Below are 15,200 nucleotides of genomic sequence, written 5' to 3'. Positions count from 1 at the left end.
ATTGCTATTTTGTTGAATTCCGATTTTCGACGCTGAGTTCACTCGCCAGCCCCGCAAGTGTAGTAGCAAATTAGCTTAAAGAACTGACCGCCCGTGCCTGTCCGATTGCAGTCCTTCGCGGCAGGCAGCAACGGGCCGAGAGTGTGTAAAAACGCCGAATGGGCCAAGAGCTGCCGTGGACGCATGTCTACTAAAGTGGGGATTCCAGCCCAGACCAACGTCTGCCCAGGCGGCGAGACACAAGTGTGCCTGGGCGGTTGCAACTGCTTGCCAGACATAGGGCAGCTGCTCGGTCGGCACCTCCGGGAGCAACTGCTGCGCTGGTACGACCCCAGCGTCCTCGATACGGCGTGCTACACGGTGGGCGACAACGGCCAATTCAGCGCCGCCACGGCCATGCTGCAAAACCCCGATGTCGGTGCTGTGACGCTGATCGACATCATCCTCTTCCGGGATGCTCAAAGCGCAGAGCAGCGCATTGCGCTCTGGGCTCACGTATTCAAGCAGGTGCAGCCGTATCGGGAAGGGCGTGACTGAGGAGCAGCGAACCCCGCTGTTCGGCCATCAACAGCAACGACTGCGGCACAGGACTTTGCGGGTGCTGCGGCTCCTGCAGGCCGGTCAGCCGAAAACCGGCCATGTCCAGCGCATCGAGCCAACTGGACAAGGTGCGCAAATACCACGGCATGGGTTGCCACTGCCCCTTGAACCCGGCAAAGGTTTCTTCTCGCCAACCATCCTGATAGTCGCCCGCCGCTGCGGTCGATGGCGCCGGCGCAGATGGCTTCGATCCCGGGTTGGCCATTTCGTTGTCCGAACTGGGCGTACTCATCGAACACACCTTTTTGCAGGATGAAGCCAAACGCGTTGGCTTCATCCCAGCTTTCAAATCGACCGTTGATTCACACGCTGAGTCAGTTCTTCCGCTGACTCCTTGCGTTCCGAGTAGCGGTCAACCAGATCCGGGTGCTGGCGCAGCAGCAACGTGAACTTCACCAGTTCTTCCATGACGTCTACCACCCGGTCATACAGCGAGGACGGTTTCATGCGGTTGCCTTCGTCAAACTCCAGATAAGCCTTCGGCACGGAAGATTGATTAGGGATCGTGAACATCCGCATCCAGCGTCCCAGCACGCGAAGCTGATTCACCACGTTAAAGGATTGGGAGCCGCCGCTGACCTGCATGACGGCGAGCGTTTTCCCTTGGGTCGGACGAACGGCGCCCATGGCCAACGGCACCCAGTCAATCTGGGCCTTGAATACGGCAGACATGGCGCCGTGGCGCTCGGGTGAACACCAGACCTGTCCTTCAGACCATTGCATCAGCTCAAGCAATTCCTGAACTTTCGGGTGATCGCTGGGGGCGTCATCCGGTAGCGGTAATCCCGATGGATTGAAGATCCGCGTCTGTGCGCCGAAGTGTTCGAGCAGACGGGCTGCTTCTTCGACCAGCAGCCGACTGAATGACCGTGCGCGGGTCGACCCGTACAGCAACAGGATTCGCGGTTTGTGTCGGCCGTCGTCACTGGTAAGGGGCTGAATCAATGACGCGTCGAGATTAGGCAGTGGGTTGGTCATGGGGGCTCCAGTTACAACGTGCTGATACGGTCGAGTTCGCGTTTCAGAGCATCGTGATCAAGTTGGGCGAAGGGCAGGGCGAGGAAGGCCCGGCAGCGTGTTTCGATGCGCGCGAGCGTCGAGTGGAATGCAGCGGCGACGACCCTCTCATCACCCTTCACGTCTGATGGATCTTCCAATCCCCAATGGGCTTTCAAAGCCGGCCCGAAGTAGACCGGGCACGCCTCGCCGGCGGCCTTGTCGCAGACGGTGATGACAATGTCCGGTGGGTTGGCCTCGAAGGCGTCGTTCCCTTTGCTGCTTAACCCGTCGATCGCAATCCCGGCCTCTTGCAGCGTGGTCAAGCTGCGCGGCAGAACCTGTCCTTTGGGGAAACTGCCGGCGCTGATCGCCTGGAAGCCTTGCGGTGCGAGATGATTGAACATCGCTTCGGACAGAATGCTGCGACAGCTATTGGCGGTACACATGAACAGAACGCGCATGGCGACTCCTCTTTCCAGACGGGCAGGTGCTAAGCGCCCAGGCGCAAGGCCAGGGCAGATAAGGTAATGAACAGAATCGGCAACGTCAGAACGACCCCCACCTTGAAGTAGTAACCCCAGGTGATGCGGATGCCCTTGCGCTCCAGAACATGCAACCAGAGCAGTGTTGCCAGGCTACCGATAGGGGTGATTTTCGGGCCCAGATCAGAGCCGATGACATTGGCGTAGATCATGGCTTCACGCACTACACCGGTGGCGTCACTGGCCTGAATCGACAGCGCACCCACCAACACCGTAGGCATGTTGTTCATGGCGGATGACAGCAGCGCCGTGAGAAAACCAGTCCCCAACGCGGCGCCCCAGATGCCGAATTCGGCAAAGTAGTTCAGGGCTACCGTCAGATAGGTTGTCAGGCCCGCGTTTTTCAGCCCATAAACCACCAGGTACATGCCCAGCGAGAAGGTCACGACTTGCCATGGCGCTTCACGCAATACACGTCGGGTTGAAATGACATGCCCACGCGCCGCAACGGCGAACAGCATCGCGGCGCAGACAGCCGCAATGGCACTGATCGGAATGCCCAGAGGCTCCAGCGCAAACAGCCCAATCAGCAACAAACCCAGAACAATCCAGCCGACGCGAAACGTCAGCGGGTCTCGCACGGCCCGTTGTGGATCTTGTAGATCATCCAGTGAATAACGTTCGGGTATGTCACGACGGAAAAACCAATACAGCACCCCGAGAGTGGAGCCCACCGCAACGAAATTGACCGGGACCATGACCGAAGCGTACTCGCTGAACCCCAGGCCGAAATAGTCGGCTGAAACGATATTGACGAGATTCGATACCACCAGGGGCAGGCTGGCCGTGTCGGCAATAAAGCCCGCCGCCATGACAAACGCCAGGGTGGACGCAGGGGAAAATCGCAAGGCGAGCAATATTGAAATAACGATGGGGGTCAGAATCAGCGCCGCACCGTCATTGGCAAACAGGGCGGAAACGGCCGCGCCCAGTAGCACCGTGAATGCGAACAAGCGACGACCATCGCCTTTGGCCCAGCGTGCCACATGCAATGCTGCCCACTGAAAGAAGCCTGCCTCATCAAGCAACAAACTAATGATGATGACCGCGATAAACGTAGCGGTGGCGTTCCAGACAATGCCCCACACCAATGGAATATCGTCCAGCGTCACGACGCCTGCAATCAGTGCAAGAGCAGCCCCCAAGGAGGCGCTCCAGCCGACACCCAGTCCCTTGGGCTGCCAGATGACCAACACAATGGTGACGAAAAAAATGGCGAACGCAGTAAACATGGGCAGTCTCGACGGGTGAGGGGTCAGCAGCAGGCGGCAGTGTTGACAGGACGGTCGCCCATCGCTTTGAGTCGAGCGTTGTTTTCCTCAAGCCAGTCGGCGTTGGCTTCCAGTGTGGTCTCAAGAATGGTGCGAACCCACTTTGGCAGTTCGGGGTTGAGCCGGTAATACACCCACTGACCCTGGCGACGGTCGAGAAGCAGGCCGCATGCCCGGAGCTGCGCGAGGTGGCGAGAGATTTTGGGCTGACTGTCGTCCAGGGCGCAGACTAACTCGCAGACGCATAACTCTCCCTCACGGGTGATCAGCAAGGTGGCCCGCGTGCGAGTTTCGTCGCAAAGGCATTTGAATACGGCGGCAGGGTTCAGCATGGAGGCGTCTTCAGTACATGTGGTTATCCGAATATACGGTTATCCATATGTATTGATCAAGCCAAAATCTGATCGACCTCAGTAAGACGACCTGTCGCAAGTGACTGTGCTGGGGTCATTCTTGCTGATAGCCGGAGTAAAACCGTAGGACAGCGAAGCGAGCGGCCATCCGCCAGTCACCAGAATTCTCCCGCAACAACAACACCGCTCGCTGGACGCCATAACCGCGCCTATGGCATCGTCGAAAAATACGCCATGTAATAAACAGGATGAGAACAATGGAGGAGGGTGATGAAGTCGGCGCCAACACGTCGATGGCAACGCTAAAGGCGTTCAATCGTTGCGTGTTGCACCTGGGGCGGTTTGCTCGAGATCGCGGGGCCTCCCAATTCATCGCCGACGGCTTGCAGGCCTTCCGCCAACTGGTGCCCTTCGCTTCGGCATGGTGGGGCGAGATGTCGACGTCAGACGCCAGGACTCCTGCTCAAAGCTGGATGCACGGGCGGATCAATCTACCTGAGTCGTTTGCCGTCGAATGGCACAAAGTGGCGGTCAGCGACAGATTTTCCCAGGAAACCTTAAGTCAACCCGGGGAAGTGGTGCGCGACAGTGGGTTCACCGATCCCTGCGAGGAGGTGAACGACTTCGCGCGGCGTCACGACCTCTACCACTTGATGAGCATCACGTTCGAGCTCCCTGAAAGCGGCTTGATGTTCTTCGTCTGTCTCTACCGTGGCCTTCATGCACCGGTTTTCAATGACAGCGAAGACGGGTTGTTCTCGGCATTCTGCGACCATCTGTTGCAGTTGTGGCGCTTTCAGGTACAGGACATGATTCGTTGCGACACGGGCAACGGGGCGAGTGACTTCGGGGTTGCCCGGATGGACGGCAGTCTGCTGTATGTGGGCGCAGGCCTGTGCGCTGCGATTCAGCGCGAGTTGCCTGGGTGGAGCGGTTCAATGCTTCCCGTGGAGGTCATCGAACAACTGCAAAAAGCGCCCTGCGTGATTCGTCTGGGTCGCACTGCAATGACGCTTAGCCCCAACGCCGAGCACGTCATCCTGTCACTCGAAACACAGTCGCGCGGGGCGGTGCTCGCACCTCGCGAGCGAACGGCGGCGATGCTGTTCGCCGCCGGTCATTCCTATAAGGAAATTGCCAAAATCCTTGCACTGAGTCCGGCCACGGTGCGCACTTATCTGCGCAACTGTTACTTGCAGCTCGGTGTGAAGAGCAAAGTGGAGCTGGGTTCTGTCCTGCGGTCATCGACCTCGCTTGCGCAGGCAACGCACCGCGATTAACCCCCTGCATTTCAACTAGTTGCCTTACCCCTCCTCATTTGTGGAGGTCCATCCGACCGCCGCGCTCTATAGGGTATGCCCTGCATATCAGGGGCTTGCGACCGTCCGTTCGGGCCACTTCAAAAATTATAAAAATAGAGGTGAGGCAATTGAAATTTTCCAGGCTATTTATCGCCGTTGCCGCGACAACGACATTTTCCTGTGTGGCGCTGGTGGGGTGTCAGACACACGCTTCGACAGGCGCTGACATGGTCATGCGCAACGGCTATGTCTATACCGTCGACGGCAAGAATTCCGTGCAGCAGGCGATCGCGGTCACGGCTGGGAAGATCGTTTATGTCGGCAGTGATGCAGGGGTTTCCGCTTACATCGGCACGCAGACACAGCTGATCGATCTGGCGGGGCGCATGGTGATGCCGGGCTTCGTTGATGCACACATGCATCCGGGGGACGGCGGCCGCGCCATGACGTTGTGCGACCTGAAATACCAGACAATGACCCGCAAGGTTTTTCAGGAAACTATTCAGACGTGCCTGGACGCCGACAAGGACAAAGGCCCCGATGTCTGGCTCGAAGTGGGCAGCTGGGACCGCATTGGCATGACCGGACTCGACGGCGACCCCGACAAGTCGACACTGGACGCGCTCAAGACCAACCGTCCAATTCAAGTCCGTTCCACCGACTTCCATACGGTGCTGACCAACTCTCGTGGCCTGACGGTCGCCGGTATCAACAAGCACACGGCCAATCCCGGTGATGGCAAGTACCTGCGCGACAGCGCCGGCAACCCGAACGGCATCTGCGAAGACGGAGCCGCCGAGGCCAAGGCCAAGGCACTGGCCACCACCTACGACCAGGGCGAAGCGAAACCGGCGCCGGGCGTGAGCATGCGCTACGTCAAACTGTTCATGGACGGCATCATCAACGCGCCGGCCGACACCGGTGCCATGTTGACGCCGTACCTGCGAAACGCCGGTAGCGATACGGCGCCGAAGTGGACACCGGGCCAGAACACAGGTGAGCTTTACTTCCCGCCGCAAGTGCTCAACCCGCTGCTGCTGAAGGCCGTTCAGGCCGGCCTCGATCCTCACTTTCACGCTACCGGAGACCGCGCGGTGCGTGACTCACTGAACGGCATCGAATACGTGCGCCAGCAACTACCTGGCAATGGCTTCCGCCCAGCGATTACTCACAACGAGTCGGTGGACCCTGCCGACTATGCACGCTTCAAGGCGCTCGACGTGACCGCCAACATGTCCTTCCAGTGGGCCCAGCAGGCATCGTCTACGGTTGACGGTACCCACGAACATCTGGGGGCTACGCGATTTGCCCGCATGGAGCCCTCCGGCAGCATCGCCCGTGCCGGTGGTCGCGTTGCGTATGGCAGCGACTGGCCGGTCGACCCGCTCGACGAGTTCCTGGCGCTGAAAATCGGTGTTACTCGCTCAGGCGATCCGCTGAACCCGCACAGCTACGGCCCCAAGTATGCGGGCAGGCTGAATGCCGACCCGGCGCTGTCGCGCACTGAAGTGCTGCGCACCATCACCCTGAACGCTGCCGAGCAGCTGAAACTGGACGCTGTCGTCGGTTCGGTCGAGGTGGGCAAGTTCGCGGACCTGATCGTACTGGACAAGAACTTCATGCAGGTCCCCGAGGAGGAGTTGGCTCGAAATAACGTGCTGCTGACGCTAGTGGGCGGCCAGGTCGTGTGGGCCAAGGCGCCGTTCGTTGGCCTTGACCCGAAGGCATTGTCCCAGGCATCAGCCGCCCGCCCAGTCCAATAAAAACAAGAGAGTGTTCCGATGCAGCGATTTATTCCAAACCTGTTGGCCGCAGCCCTGGCCTTTTCTTCGGTGCACGCCATGGCCGCCGCTGACCTTGTGTTGTTCAACGGCAAGGTATTCACCGCCGAACCCGGTCAGGGACTGGTCCAGGCAGTGGCCGTGCAAGACGGCAAGATTCTCAAAGTGGGCAGTAATGCCCAGATCAACGCCCTGGCCGACACCCGCACGCAACGGATCGATCTGGCGGGCAAGGTGCTGATGCCGGGAATGATTGATTCCCACAGTCACCCGGTGGTTGCGGCCTTCGACAGCATGGGGGCCAACCTGCTGGATGAAGTCAAGCCGTTGCCGGAGCTTGAACAGTGGATTATCGAACAGGATCAGGCGGGCATTGCGCGGGCCGGTGACGTGATCAGCATCGCCGGGGTCAGCTCGGCGTATTGGGACAAGAGCCGTGAGCTAGGCCAGCGCTTCAATCAGGGGCGCTGGGTGGATCAACCGGTGGTCCTCAGCGGGATCGACGGGCACACCGGCTGGGCCAACAACGCCATGCTCAAGCGTCTGAAAATAGACGCGACACTGGTAAAAGGCCTGTCGGAACAGGATCGCAGCTATGTGGGTCATGACGCGGATTTCACCCCCAATGGTTATTTTGCCGAGTCTCGCTGGGACCAGGTACGCAGCCAGATCCCCGCGCCCAGCGACGAAATCATGTTGAACGCCGCCCGCGAAGCGGTGAGGGTCAATAATCAATACGGTGTCACCGCCTGGATGGACGCGGCGGCGAATGCCGGCAGTGGTGATTCGTTGTTTGATTTCAAGGCAACCGAGCAGAGTTACGGCGTGCTGCCGCTTTACCGTGAACTGGCAGAGAAGGGCGAGCTCAATGCCCACGTCGCTGCGCTGCTGTTGGCCAACCCGAAAAGCCGACCGGCCGACCTGGAGGTGCTGGCCAAGGTGATGAAGAAATTCGAGGGTGTGCCCAACCTGAGTTTTCCTGGCATCAAGGTCTTCGCTGACGGCGTTCTGGAGTTTCCGGGGCAGACCGCCGCGGTGATCGCTCCCTTCAAGAACAGCCATAAAAACGGTCAACTGCTGATCGACCCCGCGCATTTCGGTGAGTTGGTCGTGGCAGCGGAGAAGCGCGACTGGATTGTGCACATGCATGCGGTCGGCGACCGTGCGGTGCGTGAGTCACTCAATGGTTTTGCCTACGCGCGCCAACTCAACCCGACACCGGTGGCTCATAGCATCAGCCACCTGCAATTGGTCAACCCGAAAGAGTTTGCGCGCTTCAAGCAACTTGGCGTGATCGCTTCCATGCAATTGCTGTGGGCCACGGGCGAGAGTTACACCGTCGAGCTCGTCAAACCGTATATCAGCGCGTTTGCTTACGGATATCAGTATCCCGCCAAGTCCCTGCATAACGCTGGTGCGGTCATCGCCGGTGGCAGTGACTGGCCGGTATCCAGCCCCAACCCATGGAACGCCATCGCTCAGGCCAGCACGCGCAAAGGGCCATTGGGCGTGTTGAATGCCAAGGAGAGCATCGATCGCCAGACCCTGTTCTACGCCTACACGATCAATGCTGCCAAGGCCTTGCGCCTGGAGCAGCAGATTGGTTCGCTGACACCCGGCAAACAGGCCGATCTGATCATCCTCGACCGCGATGTCTTCAAGGTCAGCGACGACGAACTGTTCGACACCAAGGTCCTGAAGACCTTCTTCGCCGGCAAAGAGGTGTACGCGCCCGCGTCCTGAGCCTCCATTCACCCGCACCACGCAAAAAATGCCTGGCTCCTCGTATGACGAGGGGCTCGGCATCGCCATGGCTGAAATAACCCGCACCTTCATAAAAATAAGAGACTTGTATGAACGCACGCTCAGTATTGACCCTTGCCACGCTTGTATTGGCACCCCTGACCACCCAGGCACTGACACTCAACGATGACTTCAACCTGGACATGACCCTGGGAGTCGTCAGCGACTACCGCACCCGTGGCGTTTCGCAAACCTTGGGTGACCCGGCGGCTCAGGCCGGCGCCACGCTGGTGCACAGCAGCGGCCTGTACGTCGGCGCCTGGACCTCGAGTGTCGACTTCGGCGGCGAGTTCAAGACACGACAGGAACTCGAGTATTACGCGGGCTACTACTGGCAGGCGACGGAGGCCATCAGCCTCGATCTGGGGTACATCAAGTACGACTACCCAAAAGAGGGCCAATTCAACCTGAGTGAGGTCTACGCCGTCCTTGACGTTTATGGCGTGAAGCTCGGCGCTTACTACTCAAAAGACTCGCCGAACTTTTTTGGCGAGGACCAGGACACCCTTTACACCTACCTCAGTTACAAAATCGAATTGCCGGCCGAGATCGGCCTGGACCTGCGCGTGGGGCGCAACGATGTCAAAGACCCGGCTTTCTGGTCCGCCAGCGGCGAAAGCCGTGATGCCTATAACGAGTGGGAAGCCACGTTGACCCGTGATTTCGTGGGCGTGACCTGGGGCCTTAGCTACATTGATACTGACCTGTCGAAAAGCGAATGCACGAGCTGGTACGGCTATGGTGATTTGTGCACGGCCACAGTGGTTGCCAGTGCCAGCATGGCGTTCTAAGCGTTCGAGCCCACACCATAAAAACAAGTGCCTCAAAGGAAAACAGCGTAATGACCAAGGTCAACGATAGTCAGCAGCGAAGTCCCCTGATCGAGACACGTTCGATCGATTACATCCCCAAGGCCGAGCGTCATGGCAGTCGCTACAGCCAGTTCACTCTGTGGCTCGGCGCGAACCTGTAAATCACCGCGATCGTCACTGGCGGCCATCGTCGGGTCGGGCAGCGCCGGTGTAATGGCATCCCTGCTGTACTTGAGCGTGGTGTTCGGCAAGGTCGCGGCATCCACAACGCTCGCTATGACATCCCGGCGTTGTCTGATCCGGCGGGTCGTTATGGCCGCTGGAACATGCGCGGGATCGGCATGTCCCTTTTTCCGCTCATCAAATCAATCCACAAGGAGACGATCAACATGAACATTCAGGCCCTGCGCGCCGACGCATCCCACGTCGATAAAATCGCCAGCCTGTTCGACGCCTATCGAGGCTTCTACGGCCAGCCATCGAACCTGCCGCAGTCGTGCGACTTCATCGCCGAGCGCATTGCCCGGGACGAATCCGCGATTTTCTTCGCCCAGGCTCCCAGCGGCGAGGCGCTGGGTTTCGTCCAGTTGTTCCCGACGTTCTCCTCCATCGACGCGCACCGCACCTGGCTGCTTGGCGACCTCTTCACAACCCCCGCCGCCCGAGGGCAAGGGGTCGGCACGTTGCTGATGAACACCGCGCGAGCCTTTGCAGTGTTGACCGGCGCCAAAGGCCTGTTGCTGGAAACGGCCACGGACAATGCTGGCGCGCAACGGTTGTACGAATCCCTGGGCTATGTGCGCGATACGGGTTACTACACCTACTGCCTCGATTTGAAACAAGGCTGAACCAACCGCTGCCGGTTACATCAACTCGTGCAGGAATGCAGCTTGGGCCTTGGGGCAGGTGAGGATGCGGTAACGCGTGCTACGGGAAACATCACGGTCCCGAAAGCGCTCGTACACCGCTTGGAAAACCTCACGGTTCAATTCTGGATGCTGATTTTTCAGGTAGCGTTCACAGCACGCGTTGTAGTGTTCAACCGATATGAACGTGTTGAACCAGAAGCGATAGAAATAACCCAGCAGAAAGCCGAGGCTGAAGTCGTGATCGAGCACCGAATGCGCGCAGCATTCGAAATCGATCAGGCGCAGCCTGCCATCAGGGCCAATCAAGATGTTCTTGGGGTGCGGGTCCATGTGAACAAACCCCTCGACCAGCGTCCCTCCAAACAGTTGGAAAATGTCCAACAGCAGCGTTTGCGCCTGTTCGGGTTGGGTGATCAGTCGTTCATCGACGCTGCAATGGTTGTCGAAAAAATTGACCAGCAAATACTCTTCCTTGAGAAACGGAAAACGCCCGACGTGGCCGAATGCAGCCACTCGGGGCGATGATTCTGACTTGGCAGACACAACGGACAGGTTGATGAATTCGTTGGTCAGGTCATGCAGACCGAACACACGCTTGAGGCCCAGGAAATTCTGCAGCTGCTTTTTCCAGTGGGTCAGGCGGTTGTGTTTCAACACCCATTTACGCTCACCTTCGAGCAGGAACACGCTGCGGGTTTCCTCGGGAATATCCAGCAAAGCATGTTGATCCGGCTTGGCAAAAAAACGCTGAAGCACCGTTACCAGTTCGTTCTGATCAGATGGATCTAAATGGAAGGTGACGCCAGCAATCTTTTGCTGATTCAGAGGGGAAGTAAGGTGTCTGAGGTGACGCATGTAAAGTCCCTGCCAATGCTTTCTGGTCCATGAAGCGCCGGCAATCGAGCGCGACGCTTTGTCGTTATCGGCAGGCCCCTGAATTACCTTACTCACAGAGGCGATTTTTTAGCGCAGGGGTACAGCCTTGCCATTACGAGACGGGCGTGGACTCTATGCAAACCCGAGAAACGACAAGATAACCACGACAATCACAACAACCCCGACGATGTAGATGATGTTGTTCATGAGTTTCACCTCTCAACCTGAATGGATTGCGGAACGTGGGCGTTACAAACACAAGGTACTGCACCTTTACGCGCCACTCCATTGCAAAACGCACACAGCTCCGTTGCTCATTCACGACGCGCCACTCGACTATAGCCAGTATTCCCAGAGTCGCCCCATCTGCTCCTTGGCTCTCAACGCGAGCGAGCGACGCTGCCACTTTTCCAGCTTGATTTCATTCGACTTGGCCAGATCAGCCATGAATGCCGCCTGCATCTTTTTTCCAAACCCGGTGCCCAGCACAACGACGTTGACTTCATCGTTGTGCAGAAAGCTGCGCCAGTCGAGGTTAGTGGAGCCGACACTCGACCACACACCATCGATGACGGCAGTCTTGACGTGGAGTAGCGCGTCACGGCGTTCGTAAAGTTTGACGTTGGCTTCCAGCAGTTCGCTGTAGTGGGCGCGTCCGGCATGGAACACCAGCCACGAATCTGTGCTGCTGGGCAGCACCAGTTTGACGTCGACGCCACGTGCTGCCGCCTCCTTGAGTGCTGCCAGCAACTGCGGATCGGGCACGAAGTAGGCGTTAGTCAGCCATATCTCGGTCTGCGCGCTATGCAGCGCCGAAATCAGCGTGGCATAGATCAGGCTGAACGGCTCGTCTGGCGAGCTGCCGATGGCGCGAATCACCTCGGTGCCTTTGCGCTCCTGGGGCGGAAAGTAGTGGCGAGGCGCGAGGGGTTCACCTTTCTGGGCCGTCCAGGTTCCGATGAACAGCTTCTGCAGGTCCGCAACCACAGGCCCCTCGATGCGCAAGTCGGTATCGCGCCAGGGCAAATCACCATTGGAGCGAGTCTTTGAGTGATCGCTGAACGAGCCCCCCGAATAGACGCTGCTGATGTTGATCCCGCCGAGAAAAGCAATACGACCGTCCACTATCAGCAGTTTTCGGTGGTCGCGCTGGTTCACGTCCCAGCCCGCTTTGGCCGTCATCGGGTTGATGGGGTTGTACTCCAGCACTTTGATGCCCGCTTCGGTCAATCGAGAGAAAAATGCTGAGGGTGTTCCAAGGGTTCCAACGCTGTCACGGATCAGATTGACCTGTACGCCTTTGCGTTGCTGAGCGATCAGTGCGGCGGCGAAACGCTGGCCGACTTCATCGTCGTCGAGGATGTAGGTCTCCATGTTGATGTGATCGCGCGCAGCCTCAATGGCTTTGATCATCGACTGGTAGGTGCTGGGGCCGTCCTGCAGCAAGTCGACCTTGTTTCCTTCCGTCAGCGGGCTACCGGCAACGGATTCTTCGATGGCGAGGTGCACATCGAAGATGTTGGTCTCTGCGCCCGTGGACTTGAGTCGGTCGAGAATGGCTTTGCTGCGCTCGGCTGACAGAGGTCCGTGTATCCCGTCGAGTTGCACTGGCGCAGAGGGCGCGCGAGCCATGTCGGGCACTATCCTCGGCAAAGCACTGGAGCCAATCACAAATGTCAGGAGCACAGCCACGCATAGCACCAGAGCACTACATGCACCCTTACATCGGGTTAGAAGATTCATTAGGCCTCCTCTTGGCGAGGATGGTGATAACGCTCTGTCCGGGCGTCTTGCGGACTACGCAAGGCGCCTTGATGGACGGGTTTCAGCGCTTGATCAGGGAAATCTTGGTTCCCTCGATGCTGACTCCGGCCATTAACCCTTGTTGGTCGAAGATGAACGCGTAGGCATCGTCCTTGAGTGTTGAACTCGACAGGTTCTTCGAGACCCCTTCGTCAACCACGACTACGGTTGGTCCCACGCCGACTTCCCAACCCTTGGTCTCACGAACATATTTCACGGCGTTGTCAGTCATCAGGAACAACGCATAACCGTACGATTGGGCGCCTGCCTGCAGCCCCCATGACCCCGTTACGGAGTTGTAATAACTCTCCACTTTCGAGCCCTTCATCAGCACGCCTTCGCCATAGCTGCCACCAAACACAAGGCCAGCCTTAATGATGTTCGGGAAGACCAGCACCGCTTTGGCATTGTGCGAAATGGTTTCGGCAAATGGAGTGGCCTTGTAAAGCGTTTGCAACGCTTGCCGGGAGTCGGCATTCAGATCCTCGGCAGTTGCCGCACCTGCATTGTTCAGCAGGCTCGCTGATGCCAACGAGGTTACCGCGAGGAAGATCGATAGGAAGTAGCGCATTGACTGAGTCATTTTCTTACTCCGATAAGGGAGCAGGGGATGGAAGCAGCAGTCAGCACCTGCACCAGACAGGATCCGAACCTACTGAACGTTATCCGGCGCACCCTAATGTGTGTGAATTGCAAAGCTTCGCTTTTGAATGAACCAGGACCAAGGCCTCTGATCAGTCGCGATGCCATCAGTGGGTTGGACCACTGCGCAAGGGCCGGGTTCGTCGTCAGAAACAAAGTGGTCGCCCTGGTGCTCAGTGCAGGTTTATTCAGCGCCCAAGCACAAGCGGCTGGCGATGCTGAAGCGGGTGCGACACTGTTCAAGCGGATATGCGGCGGCTGCCATCAGGTCGCAGAGTCGGCACGCGGTTCATTCGGGATCTTCTGGGGGCTCAGCGCCCCGGAAAGAATCGACAACCTGTTGGCGTACCTTCAGACGTTGCAGCCGCAGTAGGACTTTGCGACTGTCGAGGGCATTCGCCAGGCGCGGAGCACCCGGTGGTTCTGATTTGATTTACAATTCCCCCTTTTTTGACGGAGGGGCAGCCGTTCATGGGTGTACTCGCGTTTCTGTATGACCACCTGATCAAGTGGGTGATCGAGCCTGTCACGGATCAGTTTCTTGGCATTTTCGATATGAACGGCCGCTTCAGTATCGTGTTTCTCTGCTTGTCCTACAGCATCGCCTACAGCCTGTATCGCTTCAGAAAATATCGCGGGCTGAGCGACGCATGTTCTTTCTGGCAGTTCATCGGCGGGCACCGGGTTCACTTTCATCCCTCGGCGTTGCTGGATTATCGGTACTACTTCGTGCGGGCCATCCTGAAGGTCGCGCTGGTGGTGCCCCTTGTTGGCCTGATCGATCCGTACGTCCTGCGCTCCGGCGACTACATCTCATTTTTCAACAATCTTTGGGGCGCGCGCGCGCAGGTGGGGGAGAACCTCTCACTTTCCTTGCTCTACGGGCTGGGCGTGTTTCTGGTGCAAGATTTCACCCATTACTGGGGCCATCGCGCCTTTCATTCCCGGTATCTGTGGGCGTTCCACAAAGTACATCATTCCGCGCCCGTCCTGGTGCCGGCGACGGCAAGCCGGATTCACTTTATGGAAAAAATGGTCGAAAAGCTGACTGACACGGTCTGCCTCGGCGCCTTTGCCGGTGTCTTCTGGTACGCCTGTGGCGGGGAGATCAGCCGGTACACCTTGTTCGGCGTTACGTATATGGTCTTGATCCTCAATGCCTTGGCGGCCAACCTGCGTCACAGCCATGTCTGGCTTTCTTTCGGCCCCGTGGTCGAGCATGTACTGAACAGCCCGGCGCAGCACCAGATTCACCACAGTGACGCGCCCCGACACTTCAACAAGAATTTCGGTACCAACCTGTCACTCTGGGACTGGATGTTCGGTACGCTCTACGTCACGCACTCGACGCCCGAGCCTATTCAGTTCGGTACTGGCAAGCAGGACCACGACCGTTACCTGACGCTCTATAGTCTGATCGTCACGCCCTTTGTGGACATCGCCCGCAAGATCCCCACCAGACGGGTCATGGAATGGCCGTCGCGTTTCCTCGAAAAACGCTCGTTGGCACTGTTCCGTCGACGTTGGCGCTGAACGCCGGGACGACGG

The 15,200-nt window shown here is 58.2% G+C and carries 14 protein-coding genes and 3 pseudogenes; 9 read left to right on the top strand and 8 right to left on the bottom strand.

The window, feature by feature from the left end; translation table 11 throughout:
- Positions 1–183: 183 nt before the first annotated feature.
- A pseudogene (locus ACXPVS_RS08960) lies at positions 184–525 on the top strand (hypothetical protein); the annotation flags it as partial.
- Here ACXPVS_RS08960 and ACXPVS_RS08955 read toward each other — a convergent pair.
- The 5 genes and pseudogenes from ACXPVS_RS08955 to ACXPVS_RS08935 form a co-directional block, all read right to left on the bottom strand.
- A pseudogene (locus tag ACXPVS_RS08955) lies at positions 500–769 on the bottom strand (hypothetical protein); the annotation flags it as partial. The pseudogenes ACXPVS_RS08960 and ACXPVS_RS08955 sit on opposite strands and share 26 nt — an antisense overlap.
- Positions 770–885: 116 nt before the next feature.
- Positions 886–1,578, bottom strand: coding sequence for an arsenical resistance protein ArsH (gene arsH / locus ACXPVS_RS08950; RefSeq protein WP_458509604.1), 693 nt, complete (start codon positions 1,576–1,578; stop codon positions 886–888).
- A gap of 11 nt (positions 1,579–1,589) precedes the next feature.
- The gene (locus ACXPVS_RS08945; protein WP_458509603.1) at positions 1,590–2,060 is read right to left on the bottom strand and encodes an arsenate reductase ArsC; all 471 of its coding nucleotides are present in this window, start codon (positions 2,058–2,060) and stop codon (positions 1,590–1,592) included.
- A gap of 29 nt (positions 2,061–2,089) precedes the next feature.
- Complete coding sequence (locus ACXPVS_RS08940) at positions 2,090–3,373, bottom strand: arsenic transporter (RefSeq protein WP_458509602.1); 1,284 nt, start codon at positions 3,371–3,373, stop codon at positions 2,090–2,092.
- Between the two features lie 23 nt (positions 3,374–3,396).
- A complete protein-coding gene (locus tag ACXPVS_RS08935) occupies positions 3,397–3,744 on the bottom strand; it encodes a metalloregulator ArsR/SmtB family transcription factor (RefSeq protein ID WP_458509601.1) in 348 nt (115 codons plus the stop codon).
- Positions 3,745–4,022: 278 nt separating this feature from the next.
- Here ACXPVS_RS08935 and ACXPVS_RS08930 point away from each other — a divergent pair, with 278 nt between their 5' ends.
- The 6 genes and pseudogenes from ACXPVS_RS08930 to ACXPVS_RS08905 all read left to right on the top strand — a co-directional run bounded on the left by ACXPVS_RS08930 (position 4,023) and on the right by ACXPVS_RS08905 (position 10,310).
- The gene (locus ACXPVS_RS08930; protein ID WP_458509600.1) at positions 4,023–5,045 is read left to right on the top strand and encodes a helix-turn-helix transcriptional regulator; all 1,023 of its coding nucleotides are present in this window, start codon (positions 4,023–4,025) and stop codon (positions 5,043–5,045) included.
- A 149-nt stretch (positions 5,046–5,194) separates the two neighbouring features.
- Positions 5,195–6,829, top strand: coding sequence for an amidohydrolase (locus ACXPVS_RS08925; RefSeq protein ID WP_458509599.1), 1,635 nt, complete (start codon positions 5,195–5,197; stop codon positions 6,827–6,829).
- Positions 6,830–6,847: 18 nt separating this feature from the next.
- Complete coding sequence (locus ACXPVS_RS08920; RefSeq protein ID WP_458509598.1) at positions 6,848–8,590, top strand: amidohydrolase; 1,743 nt, start codon at positions 6,848–6,850, stop codon at positions 8,588–8,590.
- A 110-nt stretch (positions 8,591–8,700) separates the two neighbouring features.
- Positions 8,701–9,441 carry a TorF family putative porin gene (locus ACXPVS_RS08915; RefSeq protein WP_458509597.1) on the top strand — a complete coding sequence of 247 codons (741 nt, stop codon included), beginning with the start codon at positions 8,701–8,703 and terminating at the stop codon, positions 9,439–9,441.
- Positions 9,442–9,491: 50 nt separating this feature from the next.
- Positions 9,492–9,620 (top strand): annotated as a pseudogene (locus ACXPVS_RS08910) (hypothetical protein); the annotation flags it as partial.
- Between the two features lie 231 nt (positions 9,621–9,851).
- A complete protein-coding gene (locus ACXPVS_RS08905) occupies positions 9,852–10,310 on the top strand; it encodes a GNAT family N-acetyltransferase (protein WP_458509596.1) in 459 nt (152 codons plus the stop codon).
- A 15-nt stretch (positions 10,311–10,325) separates the two neighbouring features.
- Here ACXPVS_RS08905 and ACXPVS_RS08900 read toward each other — a convergent pair whose 3' ends face one another.
- From ACXPVS_RS08900 to ACXPVS_RS08890, 3 genes are all read right to left on the bottom strand, one after another.
- Positions 10,326–11,087, bottom strand: a complete 762-nt coding sequence (locus tag ACXPVS_RS08900; protein WP_458509595.1) for a protein kinase — start codon at positions 11,085–11,087, stop codon at positions 10,326–10,328.
- A gap of 456 nt (positions 11,088–11,543) precedes the next feature.
- On the bottom strand, positions 11,544–12,839 hold the full coding sequence (cls, locus tag ACXPVS_RS08895; RefSeq protein ID WP_458509594.1) for a cardiolipin synthase: 1,296 nt from the start codon (positions 12,837–12,839) through the stop codon (positions 11,544–11,546).
- 193 nt (positions 12,840–13,032) lie between these two features.
- Positions 13,033–13,593, bottom strand: a complete 561-nt coding sequence (locus tag ACXPVS_RS08890; protein WP_458509593.1) for a lipid-binding SYLF domain-containing protein — start codon at positions 13,591–13,593, stop codon at positions 13,033–13,035.
- 174 nt (positions 13,594–13,767) lie between these two features.
- Between ACXPVS_RS08890 and ACXPVS_RS08885 the strand changes: the two genes are divergently transcribed.
- The gene (locus ACXPVS_RS08885) at positions 13,768–14,025 is read left to right on the top strand and encodes a c-type cytochrome (protein ID WP_458509763.1); all 258 of its coding nucleotides are present in this window, start codon (positions 13,768–13,770) and stop codon (positions 14,023–14,025) included.
- A 98-nt stretch (positions 14,026–14,123) separates the two neighbouring features.
- The gene (locus ACXPVS_RS08880; protein ID WP_458509592.1) at positions 14,124–15,185 is read left to right on the top strand and encodes a sterol desaturase family protein; all 1,062 of its coding nucleotides are present in this window, start codon (positions 14,124–14,126) and stop codon (positions 15,183–15,185) included.
- Positions 15,186–15,200: the final 15 nt, after the last annotated feature.

The sequence above is a fragment of the Pseudomonas sp. Ma2-10 genome, from assembly GCF_054330215.1.
Note: the sequence above shows the minus strand (reverse complement) of the source record. Positions and strands in the feature narration are given on the sequence as shown.